Source organism: Microbacterium sp. bgisy203 (assembly GCF_057706945.1).
The window spans coordinates 51,646-66,532 of sequence record NZ_JBYIPF010000006.1 but is presented as its reverse complement, the minus strand read 5'-3'; the positions used below and the strand labels follow the sequence as shown (position 1 = coordinate 66,532).

The window sequence follows — 14,887 nt, the reverse complement described above, 5'->3', positions numbered from 1 at the left end:
TTCGCGAAACATGCGCGGGGATAGGCTCGGGGCATGGGTGATCTCTTCGACGGCTACGGCTCGACCCTCGCGCCGCGCAAGACGGTCTCGGGAGTGCCGGCGTTCGACGAGATGTTCGAGCACCCGGCCGACGCCGGCATCGCCACGCCCTCCCGCGCCGCCTACCGCGAGCTCTATCAGGCGCTCGCGCAGCTGACGCAGGAGGAGCTGCGCGGACGCACCGAGTCGCTCGCGAGCTCGTATCTCGCGCAGGGCGTGACGTTCGACTTCGCCGGCGAGGAGCGTCCGTTCCCCCTGGATGCCGTGCCGCGCGTGATCGACTACGGCGAGTGGTCGACGGTCGAGAAGGGCGTGCAGCAGCGCGTCAAGGCGCTCGAGGCGTTCCTCGACGACGCGTACGGCCACCAGTACTGCGTCCGCGACGGCGTGCTGCCCGCGGCGCTCATCGCCAGCTCGCAGTACTTCTACCGCCAGGCGGCAGGCATCCACGCCGCCAACGGCGTGCGCATCCAGGTCGCCGGCATCGACCTGATCCGCGACGAGCACGGCGAGATGCGGGTCCTCGAAGACAACGTGCGCGTGCCCTCGGGTGTGAGCTACGTCATCTCCAACCGGCGCGTGATGGCGCAGACCCTGCCGGAGCTCTTCCACTCGATGCGTGTGCAGCCGGTGGGCGACTACCCGAACAAGCTCCTCCAGGCGCTCCGGAACGCCGCTCCTCCCGGCGTCGACGACCCGAACGTCGTCGTCCTCACCCCCGGCGTCTACAACTCGGCCTACTTCGAGCACACGCTGCTCGCCCGCCTCATGGGCATCGAACTCGTCGAGGGCCGTGACCTGCAGTGCATGGGCGGCAAGGTGTTCATGCGGACGACGCGCGGACCCAAGCGCGTCGACGTCATCTACCGCCGCGTCGATGACGACTTCCTCGACCCGCTGCAGTTCCGCGCCGACTCGATGCTCGGCGCCCCGGGGCTCATGCTCGCCGCGCGGCTCGGCAACGTCACGATCGCGAACGCCGTCGGCAACGGTGTCGCCGACGACAAGCTGCTCTACACCTACGTGCCCGACCTCATCCGGTACTACCTGTCCGAAGAGCCGATCCTGAAGAACGTCGACACGTGGCGCCTCGAAGAGCCCGCCGCGCTCGAAGAGGTGCTCGACCGGCTCGACGAGCTCGTCGTGAAGCCCGTCGACGGATCGGGCGGCAAGGGCCTCGTCGTGGGCCCGGATGCCTCACCGGCAGAGCTCGAGACCCTCCGCAAGAAGCTCATCGCCGACCCCCGCGGCTGGATCGCGCAGCCGGTCGTGATGCTCTCGACCATCCCGACGCTCGTCGAGGACGGCATGCGCCCGCGCCACGCGGACCTGCGCCCCTTCGCCGTCAACAACGGCGACGAGGTGTGGGTGCTGCCGGGAGGGTTGACGCGCGTCGCGCTCCCCGAGGGGCAGCTCGTCGTGAACTCGTCGCAGGGCGGCGGGTCGAAGGACACCTGGATCGTCGGCGGCGACGCGCCGCAGCGCGGCCCCCGCGGTCCCGAGGGGCTCGCCGGACTGGTCGCCGACCAGGCATCCGTCACCGCGTCGATCCCCGTCATCTACGACCCGCAGGACGTGCAAGCCCACTCCCCGCAGGACCGCCCGCGCACCCGCACGGAGCAGCAACAACAGCAGCAGCAACAGCAGCAGCAGACGGATGCCGGGGAGGTGGCGTCGTGCTGAGCCGCATCGCCGAGAGCCTGTTCTGGATCGGGCGGTACATCGAGCGCAGCGACGGCACCGCGCGCATCCTTGACGTCCACCTGCAGCTGCTCCTCGAAGACCCGTGGATCGACGAAGACACCGCCTGCCGCTCGCTCATGGGCGTCATGGGGTCGCTTCCGCCCGCCGACGTCGCCGCCGTGACGCGCGGCGACGTGTTGACGAGCCTCGCCGTCGACCGCGCCAACCCGTCGAGCATCGCCTACGCCGTGCAGGCGGCGCGCGAGAACGCCCGCCGGGCCCGCGAGATCGTCTCGACGGAGCTGTGGGAGACGCTCAACACGACGTACTCCCGGATGCCGCGACGCATCAACAACGAGAAAGCGCACGAGTTCTTCCAGTGGGTGCGTGAGCGCTCGGCGCTCGCCGTCGGCATCACCGACTCGTCGACGAGCCGCGACGAGGCGTGGCAGTTCCTGACGCTCGGGCGCGCCATCGAGCGCACCGACATGACGGCGCGGCTGCTTGCGACGAGGTCGCTGACCGAGGCATCCGGCCCGTCGTGGACGACCATCCTGCGCTCGTGCGGCGCCTACGAGGCATACCTCCGCACCTACCGCGGCATGCCGAGCGCCGCCAACGCGGCCGAGTTCCTGCTGCTCGACCGGCTCTTCCCGCGGTCGATCATCCACTCGATCACCGTCGCCGAGACGTGCATGAGCGCGATCGACCCCGTGGCCGACCGCGTCGGGCACTCGAACAGCGTGCTGCGCGCGCTCGGGCGCATCCGCAACGACCTCGAGTACCGGCCGATCGACGAGATCCTCGCCGAACTCCCCGACCACATGGAGCAGGTGCAGAAGGTGACCCGCCAGGCATCCGAGGCGATCCGCGCGCGGTTCTTCCCCACCCACGCCGAGCCGAGCTGGATCGGAGAGACCTCATGATGCGGCTGCGGATCGAGCACGCGACCGGGTTCTCGTACCAGGGTGACGTCGGCGCGTCGTACAACGAGGCGCGCATGCTGCCGAGCTCCACCGACGCCCAGTTCGTCCTGAGCGCGCAGCTCGACATCGAGCCGTCGACGAGCGTCAACTACTACACGGACTACTTCGGCACCCGCGTCGCCGCGTTCGACGTGCTCGCGCCGCACCACGCGCTCGACATCACCGCGCGTTCACTGGTCGAGGTGCGGCCCCGGCCCATCGACTTCACCGAGATCGGCTGGAAGCGTCTGCACCGCGAGGCCGCACGGTCGATCCAGACGGTCGAGATGCTCGGCCAGTCCGCCCGCACCGAGCCGCACCCGGAGGTCGCCGAGATCGCCCGCTCGATCGTCGCGCACCACGACGACCCGGGCCGCGCCGCCCTCGCCATCGCGACGGCGATCGGGGATGCCGTGGAGTACATGCCCGGCATCACCGGCGTCCACTCGACCGGCGCCGAGGCGTGGGTCGAGCGCAAGGGCGTGTGCCAGGACATCGCGCACATCACCCTCGGGGCGCTGCGCGAGGTCGGGATTCCCGCGCGCTACGTGTCCGGGTACCTGCACCCCAGCCCGCACCCGGAGGTCGGCGTGCCGGTGACGGGCGAGTCGCACGCGTGGGTCGAGTGGTTCACGGGGGAGTGGCAGGGCTTCGACCCCACCAACAACGTCGAGATCGGCGACCGGCACGTGCTCGTCGGTCGGGGGCGCGACTACAACGACGTCCCGCCGCTGCGCGGCGTGTACGCCGGCCCGTTCAAGAGCGAGCTGCACGTGAAGGTGACGATCACTCGCGAGGCGTGATCCTCGCAGCCGTCGGTCCCTGAGTGCCGCGCGCTCACCCGGCGAGGAACGTCCGCACGTCGGCGATCTCCTCGGGCGAGATGCCGTGGCCGAGGCCCGGGTACGTCCGCGCCGTGAGGGTCGTGTGCTCCGGCATCCATGCGGCGGTGCGGGCGACAGCGTCGGCGGCGATGACGCGGTCGTCCTCGCCGCGGCCCCAGAACGCGGCGGGGCGGCTGGCGGCGAGCGTCTCGTCGGCGGGTTGCGGTGCGCCGAGCACGAAGCCGCCGAGGACGACGGTCGCGGCCATGCGCTCGGGCCGCGTGCGCAGAAGCTGCGTCGCCATGAGGCCGCCCTGCGAGAAGCCGACCGGGATGATCGGGGTGTCCGCGTCGAGCGCGCCGTCGATCCAGTCCCACAGGGTCTCCGTCGCCTCGTCGACCGCGGACGGGTCGGGGCGACCGGGAGTCGTGATCGGGAACCAGGCGTTCCCGCCGTGCGGCAGGCGCTGGGGTGCGCGCACCGAATACCACGGGGAGTCCGGGGCGAGCAGCGGCGCGAGCCGGGCGAGGTCGTTCTCGTCGGCGCCGTACCCGTGCAGCAGGATCAGGCTGGGGGCGGATGCCGCGGCATCCGGGGCCGAGGCCGCACCCGCGACGCGAGCCGGACCCGCGCCGCGAGCTGGACCCGTGCGATACGAGAGGCTCATCGCTCGATCAGCTCGTCGAGGTCCGTGCCGCCGACGGCGACGGTGACCTGCGTGTCCCACGGGTCGGCGGTGACGACGGAGGTGCCGTTGTCGCTGAAGGCGAGGCCGTGGGCGCGCAGGCGCGCGGTCAGGGCGTCGAGGTCGGCGCGGGCGGGGACGGTCAGGGCGAGGTCGCCGAGGCCGAGGCGGGTCGCGCGCGGACCGGCGCCCTGGGAGTGCCAGGTGTTCATGCCGACGTGGTGGTGGTAGCCGCCGGCCGACGCGAAGAGCGCGCCGGGGTAGCTCGTGACGGTCGCCTCGAACCCGAGCGTGTCGACGTAGAAGTCGCGCGCGACGCCGAGGTCGCCGACCTGCAGGTGGACGTGGCCGACGCGGCCGGCGAGGGCGGGCCCGGCATCCAGCGCTTCTTGCGTGAGGTGATCGCGGAGGTACTGGTTCGGGTCGAGATAGATCGTGCCCATGTCGATCTCGGCGCCGATGTGGTTCCACGTCGACCGGGCGCGGTCGGTGTACAACTCGATCCCGTTCTCCTCCGGGTCGGTGAAGTAGAACGCCTCGCTCACCTTGTGGTCGCTCGAGCCGGTGAAGCGGGTGCGCCCGTCCTGCGCGGCGCGATAAACGGTCGCGGCGAGGCTCGCCTGATCGTCGAAGAGGAAGGCCGTGTGGTAGAGCCCGGCCTCGCGCGGGTCGACGGAGGGGAGGTCGGGCGTGTGGACGAGCCGCATCATGGGCACGCCGCCCCGCCCGAGCACGCGGTGCACCTCGCGGCCGCGGGCGCGCTCCTCGATCGGCGCGAGCGCGAACGCCTCGCCGTAGTAGCGCGACATCAGGTCGAGGTCGCGGACCCGCAGGGTCACGGCATCCATCGCCGTGTCGGCGCTGAGGAGGCGGTCGTCGGTCATGGCGGTGGGCGGCGTGGTCATGGGTGGCTCCGGGGTTCGGGTGGGCGGCTCGGCTGGGCGGCTCGGGTCTCGGGTGGGGCGGGTGTGGGGCGGGGTGCGCGTTCACAACTCAGGAAGAATGCGGGGGCGGCGCACGGGCGGCCACGGAATTCCGCGGGTCGTCATCGGCCCAGCCGCCGATCTTCCTGAGTTGTGAACGCCTCTGCGTGTCGAGCGGTCAGCGGGCGACGGCGAAGCCGCCGGTCCAGCCGATCTTCTCGCTTGCGGCGAGGGTGAGCTGCAGGAAGCCGAGGGACTCGAGCTCGTGCGCACGGGTGAGCGCGCCGGCGTCGATCGCGCCGACGCCGCCCGCGGTGATCGCCTCGGCGAGCTGGGTCTTCGCGGCCGCGTCGTCGCCCGCGATCAGGACGGTGGTCTGGAGGCCGCCGACCTGCTTCGAGGCGAGGGTCGCGGCGAACGTCGTGTTGAAGGCCTTGAGGACCTTCGCGGCGGGTAGCTTCGCCTGGAGCTCTGCGGCGGCGGACGAGCCCACCGGCACGACGAGCGCATCGAAGGTCTCGAAGTTCAGCGGGTTGGTGATGTCGACGACCGTCTTGCCGTCGAACTGCGAACCGTAGGCGGCGACGATCGCGTCGAGTGCGGGGTAGGGGACGGCGAGCACGACGATGTCGCCGTTCAGGGGAGCGGTACCGGTCTCGTCCTGCGAGATGTAGTCGACGGTGCTGCCGCCGGCTGCCAGGACGCCGCCGATCGCGTTCGCCATGTTGCCGGTGCCGATGATCGTGATGTGAGCCATGATGCGCTCTGCCTTTCTGTGCGGCTCGGGCTGTCGGAGTCGTTTGCTTGTAGGTACAACAATCACTGTATACACTTTGGTTGTAGATGCAACTTTCGGGCGTAGAATGTTCCTATGACGTCGCTGAATCCGGAGCCGGCCCCGGCTCTGACCCACCCCGAACGGGTCGCCGTGGCGCGCCTGCATGCCCTCCTGGAGCTTCTGCCGACGGCGCTCGACAAGCAGCTCGCACCCGTCGGGCTCACCTCCTTCGAGTACACGCTGCTCGAGGCGCTCGCCGAGGCGGATGCCGGGCGCCTGCGCCTCTCGGCGCTCGCATCGCGGTCGAACGCGACGCTCCCGCGCCTGTCGCGCGTCGTCACGGGGCTCGAGCGCAAGGGCTATGTCCTGCGCGCGCCGTGCGAGCAGGACGGCCGTGCGACGAACGCCGTCCTGACCGACGCGGGCCGGGCCGCGCGCGCCGGGGCAGCTCCCCTGTATGCGGATGCCGTGCGCCACATGATCCTCGACGGGCTCGACGACGACGGCGTCGACGACCTCGCCCGCCTCACCTACGCCGTGCTCGACCGACTCGACCCCGACCGCCGGCTCGCGATCACGTCGGAGGGGAAAGCTCCCGCCTGCGCCGCCGATCCGTCCGCGGAGACGCCTCCCGCCTGCGCCGCCGATCCGGCGCCGGTCGCGGACGGGACGTGCGCCGCCGACCCGGCGCCCGCGGAGCTCTCGGTACGCTGACATCGTGACGGCGACGTGGCGGAGCACCCAGAAGGCGAACCGCCGCGCGCGCCTCCTCGACGAGGCGGCGGCCCTCTTCGCCGCGCGGGGGTTCGCCGCCGTCACGACCGCCGAGATCGGTGAGGCCGTCGGCATGAGCGGCCCCGCCCTCTACAAGCACTTCTCGAGCAAGGACGCGATCCTCACCGAGCTCCTCGTCGACGCGAGCGAACGCCTGCTGGCGGGATGCCGCGAGATCCTCGCCGCGCGGGGGTTCGGTGGCGGGCGGGGGCTCGACGCGGATGCCGCGGCATCCGTCCTCGCCGACCTCATCGTCTTCCACATCGGCTTCGCGACGGCCGCCCCCGACATCATCCGCATCCAGGATCGCGAGCTTGCCGGGCTCGGCGCCGAGGCCAGCCACCGCGTGCGGAGCCTGCAGCGGTCCTACGTCGACGCGTGGGACGAGGTGCTCGCCGCGGCGCAGCCGGGCCTCTCCGACGCGGAACGTCAGACACGCCTGCTCGGTGTCTTCGGGCTCCTCAACTCGACGCCCCACAGCGCGGCGGCGAGCGGTGCGGATGCCGCCGGCATCCTCGCCGGCATGGCGCAGCGCGCGCTCGGGGGCTGAGCTCGACCCCCGCGAGACCCGCGGTACGCGACGAGACCCGGGTTCGTAACCAAGGGTTTCGTCGCGTGGAGGCGGTCTCGCGGGCAGGCGACGAGTGCCGAGAGCCCGCCCCGGGGCAGGCGACGAGTGCCGAGAACCCGCCCCGGGACAGGCGACAAGTGCCCGGCTCCCGCCCCGGGTCAGGCGCCCGGCAGGCAGAGCATGAGGGTCTTGCGGGATGCCTCGGCCACGACGACGCCGTCCTGGTTGCGCATCGTGTGGGCGAACTCGACGATGCCCTGGCCCGGTCGCGACGACGACAGGCGCTTCCCGGCGATGAGGGTCTCGGCGTAGAGCGTATCTCCGACGCGCACGGGAGCGGGGAAGCGCACCGCGTCGAAGCCCAGGTTCGCCACGATCGTCCCCTGGGTCAGCTGCGCCACCGAGAGCCCGACCATCGTCGACAGGGTGAACATCGAGTTCACGAGGCGCTCGCCGAACTCCGTCTGCGCCGACCACGCGGCATCGAGGTGAAGCGACTGGGTGTTCATCGTGAGCGTCGTGAAGAGGACGTTGTCGGCCTCGGTCACCGTCCGCCCGGGAGCGTGCGCGTAGACGGCGCCCTCGACGAACTCCTCGAAGTAGAGCCCGCGCTGGACGATCCTCGGCGTGGAGGCCTGCGTCTGCTCGCTCATGCGTCCTCCCCCTCGATCGTCGCGACGACACCGCCGCGGCTCACCTGGTCGCCGACCGCGACCCCGAGTCGCACGATACCGGCGACCGCGGCACGCAGCACGTGCTCCATCTTCATCGCCTCGACCGCGACCACGGGGTCGCCCACCTCGACGGCCGCGCCGTCGGCGACGGCCACCATCACGACGGTGCCGGGGAGGGGCGAGACGACGGTGGGCGAGGCATCCGCCGCGGCATCCGCGCCGTGCTCGGCGACGGCCTCGCTGACGCGCACGGCGTCGCCGTCGGCGCTCAGCCACAGGATGCCGCCGGGCTCCGCCGCGACCGGGAACGTCCGGACGAGGCCGCCCACCCCGACCGAAGCCGTGCCCACCCCGACCGAAGCCGTACCCGGGTCGGCGCGGACGGATGCCGGCACCGCGTCGCCGTCGCCCACGGCGACGCGCAGCGGATCGGCCCACACCCGCACGCGCGCGGTCTGCGTGCCGCTGACGAGGTCGTACACGCTCGGTGCCCTGTCACCGAGGCGCCAGCCGTCGGCGCGCACCCACGGACCCGTCGCGGGCGCGCGACTCGCGCCCGCCCGCGCCTCGTCGGCGTGTGCCGAGGCATCCAGCGCCTGCCGCACGAGCGCGGCTTCGGCGAAGGTCCGGTCGGAGACCTCGGGGAACGGCAGATCGTCGAAGACGCGCGCGATGAGGCCCGTGTCGAGATCGCCTGCGGCGACGTCCGGCCGCTGAAGGAGCAGGCGCAGGAACGCGAGGTTCGTCTCGAACCCGAAGATCGCGGTGTCCTCGATCGCCCGCACGAGCCGGCGCCGCGCCGCGTCGCGGTCGGGGCCCCACGCGATGATCTTCGCGAGCATGGGATCGTAGTCGGTCGAGACGTCCAGGCCGTCCTCGAGCGCGGTGTCGACGCGGATGCCCTCGCCCGGCGGGTGTACGACGCGCAGCACGCGCCCGCCGGTCGGAAGGAATCCCGTGCGCGGGTCCTCCGCGTAGACGCGCACTTCGATCGCGTGGCCGTCGAGCGTCACGTCGTCCTGCGTGAACGCGAGGTGCTCGCCTGCCGCGATCCGCAACTGCTGCTCGACGAGGTCGAGACCCGTGACCATCTCGGTCACCGGGTGCTCCACCTGCAGGCGCGTGTTCATCTCCATGAAGAAGAACTGGTCGGGCTCATCGCCCGGCACGATGAACTCCACCGTCCCGGCGCCGACGTACCCGACGCTGCGTGCCGTCTCGCACGCCGCCTCGCCGATCCGCGCGCGGGTTTCAGCATCCAGCAGGGGAGACGGTGCCTCTTCCACGACCTTCTGGTGCCGGCGCTGCAGCGAGCACTCGCGCTCGCCGAGATGGACGACGTTGCCGTGCGCATCGGCGAGGATCTGCACCTCGATGTGCCGGGGCGAGGTGACATAGCGCTCGAGGAACAGTGTGTCGTCGCCGAAGGATGCCGCAGCCTCGCGCCGCGCTGCCGCGACCGCCGCGGCAAGGCCCGAGGCTTCCTCGACGACGTGCATGCCCTTCCCGCCACCGCCCGCGGAAGGTTTGATCAGCACGGGGTAGCCGACGCCCTCTGCACCCGCGATGAGCTCGTCGTCGCTGAGTCCCGGGCGCGCGAGTCCGGGAACGGTCGGCACGGATCGCTGTTCGACGGTCTGCTTGGCCGAGATCTTGTCGCCCATGACCTCGATCGCCTCGGGAGACGGTCCGATGAACACGATCCCCGCGTCGGCGCACGCCCGAGCGAACGCGGCATTCTCGGCGAGGAACCCGAACCCCGGGTGGATCGCCTGCGCGCCCGTCTGGCGGGCGGCATCGAGGACGCGGTCGATCGAGAGGTAGCTCTCGCCCGCGGCGGCGGGCCCGAGCCGTACGGCCGCGTCGGCGAGGCGCACATGCCGCGCGCCCGCGTCCGCGTCGCTGTAGACGGCGACGGAGCGGATGCCGAGCGCGCGCAGGGTCCGGATGATCCGGACGGCGATCTCGCCGCGATTGGCGATGAGGACGGTGTCGAAGGTCGCCATGACGCTCACATCCGGAAGACGCCGTAACGGGCGTCGGGCATCGGGGCGCGGGAGACGACGTCGAGGGCGAGCCCGAGCACGTCGCGGGTCTGCGCCGGCTCGATCACCCCGTCGTCCCACAGGCGCGCGGTCGAGTAGTAGGGGCTGCCCTGCTCGTCGTAGCGGGCGCGGATGGGGGCCTCGAACGCCGCCTTGTCGTCGTCGCTCCACGGGGTGCCCGCGGCATCCAACTGCTCCGCGCGGACGGTGGAGAGGACGGATGCCGCCTGCGGCCCGCCCATCACCGAGACGCGCGCGCCGGGCCAGAGCCAGAGGAATCGCGGGGAATATGCCCGCCCGCACATCGAGTAGGTGCCGGCGCCGAACGAGCCGCCGACGACGACCGTGAGCTTCGGCACTCGCGCGCAGGCGACCGCGTTCACCATCTTCGCGCCGTGCTTCGCGATGCCGCCGTGCTCGTACTCGCGGCCCACCATGAAGCCGGTGATGTTCTGGAGGAACAGCAGCGGGATGCCGCGCTGATCGCACAGCTCGATGAAGTGCGCGCCTTTCAGTGCCGACTCGGCGAACAGGACGCCGTTGTTCGCGAGGATGCCGACGGGATGGCCGTGGATCTGCGCGAAGCCGGTGACGAGCGTGTCGCCATACTCCCGCTTGAACTCGTCGAACCGGCTGCCGTCGACGAGCCGGGTGATGACCTCGCGCGCGTCGTAGGGCGTCGTGAGGTCGACGGGGACGACGTCGTAGAGCGTCTCGGGGTCATGTCGAGGTGCGTCGGCCGGGCCGAGGTCGTAGGGGAGGGGTGCGGGCTGCGGGAGGGTCGCGACGATGTCGCGGACGATCTGCAGGGCGTGCGCGTCGTTCTCGGCGAGATGGTCGGTGACACCGGAGATGCGCGAATGGGTGACACCGCCGCCGAGCTCCTCGGCCGTGACGACCTCGCCGGTCGCCGCCTTCACGAGGGGCGGACCGCCCAGGAAGATCGTGCCCTGGTCGCGTACGATGACCGTCTCGTCGCTCATGGCGGGGACGTACGCGCCGCCCGCGGTCGATGACCCCATGACCGACGCGATCTGCGCGATGCCGTCGCGCGACATCCGCGCCTGGTTGTAGAAGATGCGCCCGAAGTGGTCGCGGTCGGGGAACACCTCGTCCTGCAGGGGCAGGAACGCCCCGCCCGAGTCGACGAGATAGATGCAGGGCAGACGGTTCTCGGCGGCGACCTCCTGCGCGCGCAGGTGCTTCTTGACCGTCATCGGATAGTAGGTGCCACCCTTGACGGTCGCGTCGTTCGCGACGACCATCACGTGCCGTCCGTGCACGAGGCCGATGCCCGCGACGACGCCTGCGGACGGCGCGTCGCCGTCGTAGAGCCCGTCGGCGGCGAGCGGTGCGAGCTCGAGGAACGGGCTGCCGCGGTCGAGGAGCGTGTCGATGCGATCGCGCGCGAGGAGCTTCCCGCGAGAGACGTGGCGCAGGCGGGATGCCTCGGGCCCGCCCGCCGCGGCCCGCGCGCGGCGTGCGCGGAGCTCGTCCACGAGGTCGCGGTAGCTCGGCGCCGGACTGGCGGACGCATTCGCGGAGGGATTCGTCGTCATCGACATGGCATCCTCTTTCGGTTATCGACTGATAACTGAACTCAGGGTAGCGCGCGGCGGCTCTCCCGTCCACCCTCGAAGGGATGCCGGCTCCCGCGCCGATCTCGGGTGAGAATGGAGGGGATGAGCACGAGCCCCGAACAACCCGCGTCCTACTGGTACGTCGACGACGACGCGCGCTCGACCTCGGTGATGGAGGCGATGCGCTCCTACCGCGCCGCCGAGGTCGCGATGCGTCGCCGCACCCAGCAGACGATGGACATGGGGGAGAACGAGCTGCTCGTCCTCCGCTTCCTGGCACGCGCGCGCCTCCGCGACGAGCTGGTCACGCCCGTGACGCTCAGTCGCTACCTCGGCATCACGTCGGCCTCGACGACGGCGCTGCTCGACCGGCTCGAGAAGTCCGGCCACATCGTCCGCACGCCGAACCCCCGCGACCGTCGCAGCGTCGTGATCACTTCGAGCGAGAAGTCGGACGACGAGGTGCGTCACACGCTCGCCGCGATGCACGACCGCATGATGTCCGTCGTCCGCGACTTGACCCCCGACCAGCGCGCGACGGTGATCGGATTCCTCGACGCGATGCGCGAGGCGGTCGACCTCATCGACGGGTAGCGTCGGGCAGGCCGCGGCGAGGCCCGTCAGGACGCGAGGTCGCGGCGGGCGAGCGGGGCAGCGGCGACGTCGTCGGATGCCGCGGTGATGGCGTCGAGAAAGGCCACGACCGCGCGGCGGCCGTCGTCGCCGAGGGCGTCGACCGCGGATTCGATGCGCGACTCATAGGCATCCACGAGATCGGCGACCTCGTCGAACGCGCGGTCGGTCGGTGCGATGAGGATGCTGCGTCGATCCGTCGGATGGCTGACGCGCTGGACGCTGCCCTGGCGCTCGAGGCGGTCGAGCAGCGCGGTCGTGGAGGCCGAGCTGATGTCGAGATGACGGGAGATCTCGCTGGGCTTCACATCGAAGCCTTCGCGTCGTCGCAGGAGGAGGAACTGCAGTGCGCGCAATTCGTTGTCGCCCAGAGACGCGATTGTCCGTACGCGCTGGTGCATCTGAGCATCGGAGGCCCGGAAACGCGCCAGGGCGTGCAGAACGCTCGCAGGGTCGCTCGATGTCGTCATGTCCTCACCCATGGTCTTCCGGTCAACCCAATATATCTCCCTTGGTGCGTAGCTCGAAAAATATCTCGCTTGACTAACTACTTTCCTTCGGAATAACCTTTCTCGTGACCGAACCGGCCATAGAGCGAGGAATCATCATGGGACGTCTGTACTACGGCAACAGCATCGACGCGATCGAGGTCGATGACCGCGAGCTCGCCCACCTGAAGATGGTGACGACGACCAAGCTCCGCCGGTCCGAGGGCTTCAGCGTCTCGTTCTCGTCGGCACGGGCCGGGCGGTCGACCGTGTGGGTCCACTGCGCGATCCCTCTCCGATTCGACTTCGACAGCGCCGAGCCCATCCGCCTCGACCCCGCCTACGTCAATGAGCTCGCGCAGGCGGCGGCATCGGCCATGGGCATCGTCATCGACCTCGACGCCGCGGTAGCCGCGACCAAGCCCGAACTGGCGGTCGTCGCGTGACGAGCGTGCTGCCCACGAGGGCCGCGGCGTCCCACGTCACGTGGGCGGCCGTCGAGCCGGGCTTCCACGTCGCGTCGCGGGACGGCGAGTACGTCGGCTACGCGGAACGCACCGTCGACGGCCACTTCGTCGGCTTCGACGGGCGATCGACGCCGGTCGGCCGCTACATCTCTCTGGCCGAGGCCCAGCGCGCCGTCGAATCGGCCCCGGCCAACGAGGATCAGCCGGTGCTCTCCCGTCGCGCCCAGGGTGCGTTCCAGGCGGCGGCCGCGCTCAGCGGCATCGTCGCGATCGGCACGTTCGCCGCGGCGGTGTTCACCCTGCCGATGCTCTGAGGATGACCCGCTGAATCGGCATCCGCTGATCCGGTCGGGCGCGTCCGGTCAGGCCGCCATCGCTTCCTCGGTGCGTCCCTGCAGGTATCCGCACAACTCCGCGAGACCCGCGAGGTCGGCGGCGAGAGCCGCTACCTTTGCGGCATCGAGGTCCATCGCCTCCGACCGCGGTTCGAACGTGACAAGCCACCGCGGTCCCAGGTCGTCGACGACGGCCTGGATGTACGTCACCGTCGACGCGTTGTTGAGCGATACGACCACCATCCCCGATTCGGGACCCGGCGTGAAGTCCTTTTCGAGGACCGTGATCGACGACGAGTAGGCGGGGTGCGCGGCCAGATAGTCGTCGATCCATCCCTGCACCGTGGCCTTGCTGCGGTAAGGCATCTCTCCCCAAATCATCGGGCGCCGAACGGCGCCCTCCCATTATGCCTTGCGGCGCCCGCACGCCCGGCGGCCCTATGCGGGGCCGCACGCTCGGCGGCCGCGTGCTCAGTGACGCCCGTGCGGGTCGATGACGACGATGGAACCGTCGTCGCGGACCGATGCGGCATCCTGCACGGCGCCGAGCGCGGGTGTTGCGACGACGGCGACCAGCGCAGCGGCCGCGACGAGCGGGAGGACAGCGGCGGAGCGGCTCGGCGCGGACGGATGCCGCTGCTCCATCGCGACGAGCGCGGCGGTCGCGACCAGCAGCGCGACTGCTGCCGCCGCGCCGATCACGCTCGAGCGCGCCGGCTGCAGCGCGACGGTGGTGGCGACCGCGAGGATCGCGGTGATCACCGCAGCGGTCGCCGCGCGCGGCGCGATCAGCGTCCCGCGCGCGAGGCTGACGGCGCCCCAGACGAGCGCGGCGACCCCGAGCGCGACGAGGACGATGCCGCTTGAGAGCGACAGCGCCGTCGACGCGCGGACCGCGCTCGCGCCGCCCATCCCGGCGAGGACGAGGCCGCCGCCCCAGGCGAGCGGAGTCGCCCACGACCGACGCCATGCGGCTCGGGCCGTGGACGACGCCACCTCGTCCGTCACGCGCCGACCGCGCGGACGGCGGCGTCGGAGCGTTCCGCCCCCAGGCCGACCGCGAGCAGAACGATCGCGCTCCCGAGGTGGAGGAAGTGGTCCGGCACGTTCAGCGCGAGGAAGTTCGCGCTCGTCCCGACGAGGAAGAATCCCACGATGCCCAGCAGCAGGTATGCGGCCCCGACCACGATGTTCACGATCTTGGCGGCGCGCACGCTCGTCAGGCCGGCGATCAGAAGTGCGCCGCCGATCAGGAGGTGCGCGATGTTGTGGAGCGGGTTGACCGCGAAGATCCCGAGGAGGAGCCCTCCCTCGGTCGCGAGGAAGCCTACCCCGCCGGTCACCGCGAATCCGAGCAGTCCGACGAGGACGTACACGGCTCCGAAGATCGTGGCGACCAGTCGATTGGGTGATGTGCGCATGA

18 protein-coding genes are annotated in these 14,887 nt (G+C 71.1%); 8 read left to right on the top strand and 10 right to left on the bottom strand.

The features are described from left to right. The first annotated feature begins 33 nt into the window (after nt 1-33). Genes AC3ENQ_RS10665 through AC3ENQ_RS10655 form a run of 3 tightly spaced genes read left to right on the top strand, consistent with a single transcriptional unit; the run spans nt 34 to nt 3,490 of the window. Nucleotides 34-1,722, top strand: coding sequence for a circularly permuted type 2 ATP-grasp protein (locus AC3ENQ_RS10665; protein ID WP_431804405.1), 1,689 nt, complete (start codon nt 34-36; stop codon nt 1,720-1,722). Beyond that, a complete protein-coding gene (locus tag AC3ENQ_RS10660) occupies nt 1,716-2,648 on the top strand; it encodes an alpha-E domain-containing protein (protein ID WP_431804404.1) in 933 nt (310 codons plus the stop codon). Before AC3ENQ_RS10665 ends, AC3ENQ_RS10660 begins: the two co-directional genes overlap by 7 nt. Beyond that, a complete protein-coding gene (locus AC3ENQ_RS10655; protein ID WP_431804402.1) occupies nt 2,645-3,490 on the top strand; it encodes a transglutaminase family protein in 846 nt (281 codons plus the stop codon). Before AC3ENQ_RS10660 ends, AC3ENQ_RS10655 begins: the two co-directional genes overlap by 4 nt. Before the next feature lie 34 nt (nt 3,491-3,524). Here AC3ENQ_RS10655 and AC3ENQ_RS10650 read toward each other — a convergent pair whose 3' ends face one another. From AC3ENQ_RS10650 to AC3ENQ_RS10640, 3 genes are all read right to left on the bottom strand, one after another. After that, the gene (locus AC3ENQ_RS10650; RefSeq protein WP_431804400.1) at nt 3,525-4,178 is read right to left on the bottom strand and encodes an alpha/beta hydrolase; all 654 of its coding nucleotides are present in this window, start codon (nt 4,176-4,178) and stop codon (nt 3,525-3,527) included. Then, the gene (locus AC3ENQ_RS10645) at nt 4,175-5,101 is read right to left on the bottom strand and encodes a VOC family protein (RefSeq protein WP_431804398.1); all 927 of its coding nucleotides are present in this window, start codon (nt 5,099-5,101) and stop codon (nt 4,175-4,177) included. The genes AC3ENQ_RS10650 and AC3ENQ_RS10645 overlap by 4 nt, the downstream gene beginning before the upstream one ends. A gap of 196 nt (nt 5,102-5,297) precedes the next feature. Next, nucleotides 5,298-5,876: an NADPH-dependent F420 reductase gene (locus AC3ENQ_RS10640; RefSeq protein ID WP_431804397.1), complete on the bottom strand. Its 579-nt coding sequence runs from the start codon at nt 5,874-5,876 to the stop codon at nt 5,298-5,300. A gap of 114 nt (nt 5,877-5,990) precedes the next feature. On the opposite strand from AC3ENQ_RS10640, the gene AC3ENQ_RS10635 reads away from it, so the two are divergent. Continuing rightward, nucleotides 5,991-6,611 (top strand): MarR family winged helix-turn-helix transcriptional regulator, encoded by a 621-nt coding sequence (locus AC3ENQ_RS10635; protein ID WP_431804396.1) that lies wholly within the window; start codon nt 5,991-5,993, stop codon nt 6,609-6,611. Between the two features lie 4 nt (nt 6,612-6,615). Next, nucleotides 6,616-7,221, top strand: coding sequence for a TetR/AcrR family transcriptional regulator (locus AC3ENQ_RS10630; RefSeq protein WP_431804394.1), 606 nt, complete (start codon nt 6,616-6,618; stop codon nt 7,219-7,221). A gap of 179 nt (nt 7,222-7,400) precedes the next feature. Here AC3ENQ_RS10630 and AC3ENQ_RS10625 read toward each other — a convergent pair whose 3' ends face one another. Genes AC3ENQ_RS10625 through AC3ENQ_RS10615 form a run of 3 tightly spaced genes read right to left on the bottom strand, consistent with a single transcriptional unit; the run spans nt 7,401 to nt 11,520 of the window. Further along, nucleotides 7,401-7,895: a MaoC family dehydratase gene (locus AC3ENQ_RS10625; RefSeq protein WP_431804393.1), complete on the bottom strand. Its 495-nt coding sequence runs from the start codon at nt 7,893-7,895 to the stop codon at nt 7,401-7,403. Then, nucleotides 7,892-9,922 carry an acetyl/propionyl/methylcrotonyl-CoA carboxylase subunit alpha gene (locus AC3ENQ_RS10620; RefSeq protein WP_431804391.1) on the bottom strand — a complete coding sequence of 677 codons (2,031 nt, stop codon included), beginning with the start codon at nt 9,920-9,922 and terminating at the stop codon, nt 7,892-7,894. Before AC3ENQ_RS10620 ends, AC3ENQ_RS10625 begins: the two co-directional genes overlap by 4 nt. Nucleotides 9,923-9,927: 5 nt before the next feature. After that, nucleotides 9,928-11,520 carry a carboxyl transferase domain-containing protein gene (locus AC3ENQ_RS10615; RefSeq protein ID WP_431804511.1) on the bottom strand — a complete coding sequence of 531 codons (1,593 nt, stop codon included), beginning with the start codon at nt 11,518-11,520 and terminating at the stop codon, nt 9,928-9,930. Nucleotides 11,521-11,643: 123 nt separating this feature from the next. Between AC3ENQ_RS10615 and AC3ENQ_RS10610 the strand changes: the two genes are divergently transcribed. Beyond that, nucleotides 11,644-12,135 carry a MarR family winged helix-turn-helix transcriptional regulator gene (locus AC3ENQ_RS10610; RefSeq protein WP_431804389.1) on the top strand — a complete coding sequence of 164 codons (492 nt, stop codon included), beginning with the start codon at nt 11,644-11,646 and terminating at the stop codon, nt 12,133-12,135. A 26-nt stretch (nt 12,136-12,161) separates the two neighbouring features. Here AC3ENQ_RS10610 and AC3ENQ_RS10605 read toward each other — a convergent pair whose 3' ends face one another. Further along, complete coding sequence (locus AC3ENQ_RS10605; protein ID WP_431804387.1) at nt 12,162-12,644, bottom strand: MarR family winged helix-turn-helix transcriptional regulator; 483 nt, start codon at nt 12,642-12,644, stop codon at nt 12,162-12,164. A 137-nt stretch (nt 12,645-12,781) separates the two neighbouring features. On the opposite strand from AC3ENQ_RS10605, the gene AC3ENQ_RS10600 reads away from it, so the two are divergent. Together AC3ENQ_RS10600 and AC3ENQ_RS10595 are read left to right on the top strand one after the other, a co-directional pair. Beyond that, nucleotides 12,782-13,108 (top strand): DUF7882 family protein, encoded by a 327-nt coding sequence (locus AC3ENQ_RS10600; RefSeq protein ID WP_431804385.1) that lies wholly within the window; start codon nt 12,782-12,784, stop codon nt 13,106-13,108. A 5-nt stretch (nt 13,109-13,113) separates the two neighbouring features. Beyond that, nucleotides 13,114-13,443 carry a peptide ABC transporter permease gene (locus tag AC3ENQ_RS10595; RefSeq protein WP_431804383.1) on the top strand — a complete coding sequence of 110 codons (330 nt, stop codon included), beginning with the start codon at nt 13,114-13,116 and terminating at the stop codon, nt 13,441-13,443. Nucleotides 13,444-13,491: 48 nt separating this feature from the next. On the opposite strand, the gene AC3ENQ_RS10590 is transcribed toward AC3ENQ_RS10595, so the two are convergent. The 3 genes from AC3ENQ_RS10590 to AC3ENQ_RS10580 all read right to left on the bottom strand — a co-directional run bounded on the left by AC3ENQ_RS10590 (nt 13,492) and on the right by AC3ENQ_RS10580 (nt 14,885). Further along, nucleotides 13,492-13,830 (bottom strand): protein-L-isoaspartate carboxylmethyltransferase, encoded by a 339-nt coding sequence (locus tag AC3ENQ_RS10590; protein ID WP_431804382.1) that lies wholly within the window; start codon nt 13,828-13,830, stop codon nt 13,492-13,494. A 105-nt stretch (nt 13,831-13,935) separates the two neighbouring features. Further along, nucleotides 13,936-14,472 (bottom strand): hypothetical protein, encoded by a 537-nt coding sequence (locus AC3ENQ_RS10585; RefSeq protein WP_431804380.1) that lies wholly within the window; start codon nt 14,470-14,472, stop codon nt 13,936-13,938. Beyond that, a complete protein-coding gene (locus AC3ENQ_RS10580) occupies nt 14,469-14,885 on the bottom strand; it encodes a DUF4383 domain-containing protein (protein WP_431804378.1) in 417 nt (138 codons plus the stop codon). The genes AC3ENQ_RS10585 and AC3ENQ_RS10580 overlap by 4 nt, the downstream gene beginning before the upstream one ends. Nucleotides 14,886-14,887: the final 2 nt, after the last annotated feature.

Bases quoted from the DNA above. Each gene is read 5' to 3' on its own strand.
- AC3ENQ_RS10665 (WP_431804405.1), top strand. From the start codon at position 34: ATGGGTGATCTCTTCGACGGCTACGGCTCGACCCTCGCGCCGCGCAAG.
- AC3ENQ_RS10655 (WP_431804402.1), top strand. From the start codon at position 2,645: ATGATGCGGCTGCGGATCGAGCACGCGACCGGGTTCTCGTACCAGGGT.
- AC3ENQ_RS10650 (WP_431804400.1), bottom strand. From the start codon at position 4,178: ATGAGCCTCTCGTATCGCACGGGTCCAGCTCGCGGCGCGGGTCCGGCT.
- AC3ENQ_RS10645 (WP_431804398.1), bottom strand. From the start codon at position 5,101: ATGACCACGCCGCCCACCGCCATGACCGACGACCGCCTCCTCAGCGCC.
- AC3ENQ_RS10640 (WP_431804397.1), bottom strand. From the start codon at position 5,876: ATGGCTCACATCACGATCATCGGCACCGGCAACATGGCGAACGCGATC.
- AC3ENQ_RS10635 (WP_431804396.1), top strand. From the start codon at position 5,991: ATGACGTCGCTGAATCCGGAGCCGGCCCCGGCTCTGACCCACCCCGAA.
- AC3ENQ_RS10625 (WP_431804393.1), bottom strand. From the start codon at position 7,895: ATGAGCGAGCAGACGCAGGCCTCCACGCCGAGGATCGTCCAGCGCGGG.
- AC3ENQ_RS10620 (WP_431804391.1), bottom strand. From the start codon at position 9,922: ATGGCGACCTTCGACACCGTCCTCATCGCCAATCGCGGCGAGATCGCC.
- AC3ENQ_RS10615 (WP_431804511.1), bottom strand. From the start codon at position 11,520: ATGACGACGAATCCCTCCGCGAATGCGTCCGCCAGTCCGGCGCCGAGC.
- AC3ENQ_RS10610 (WP_431804389.1), top strand. From the start codon at position 11,644: ATGAGCACGAGCCCCGAACAACCCGCGTCCTACTGGTACGTCGACGAC.
- AC3ENQ_RS10605 (WP_431804387.1), bottom strand. From the start codon at position 12,644: ATGACGACATCGAGCGACCCTGCGAGCGTTCTGCACGCCCTGGCGCGT.
- AC3ENQ_RS10600 (WP_431804385.1), top strand. From the start codon at position 12,782: ATGGGACGTCTGTACTACGGCAACAGCATCGACGCGATCGAGGTCGAT.
- AC3ENQ_RS10590 (WP_431804382.1), bottom strand. From the start codon at position 13,830: ATGCCTTACCGCAGCAAGGCCACGGTGCAGGGATGGATCGACGACTAT.
- AC3ENQ_RS10580 (WP_431804378.1), bottom strand. From the start codon at position 14,885: ATGCGCACATCACCCAATCGACTGGTCGCCACGATCTTCGGAGCCGTG.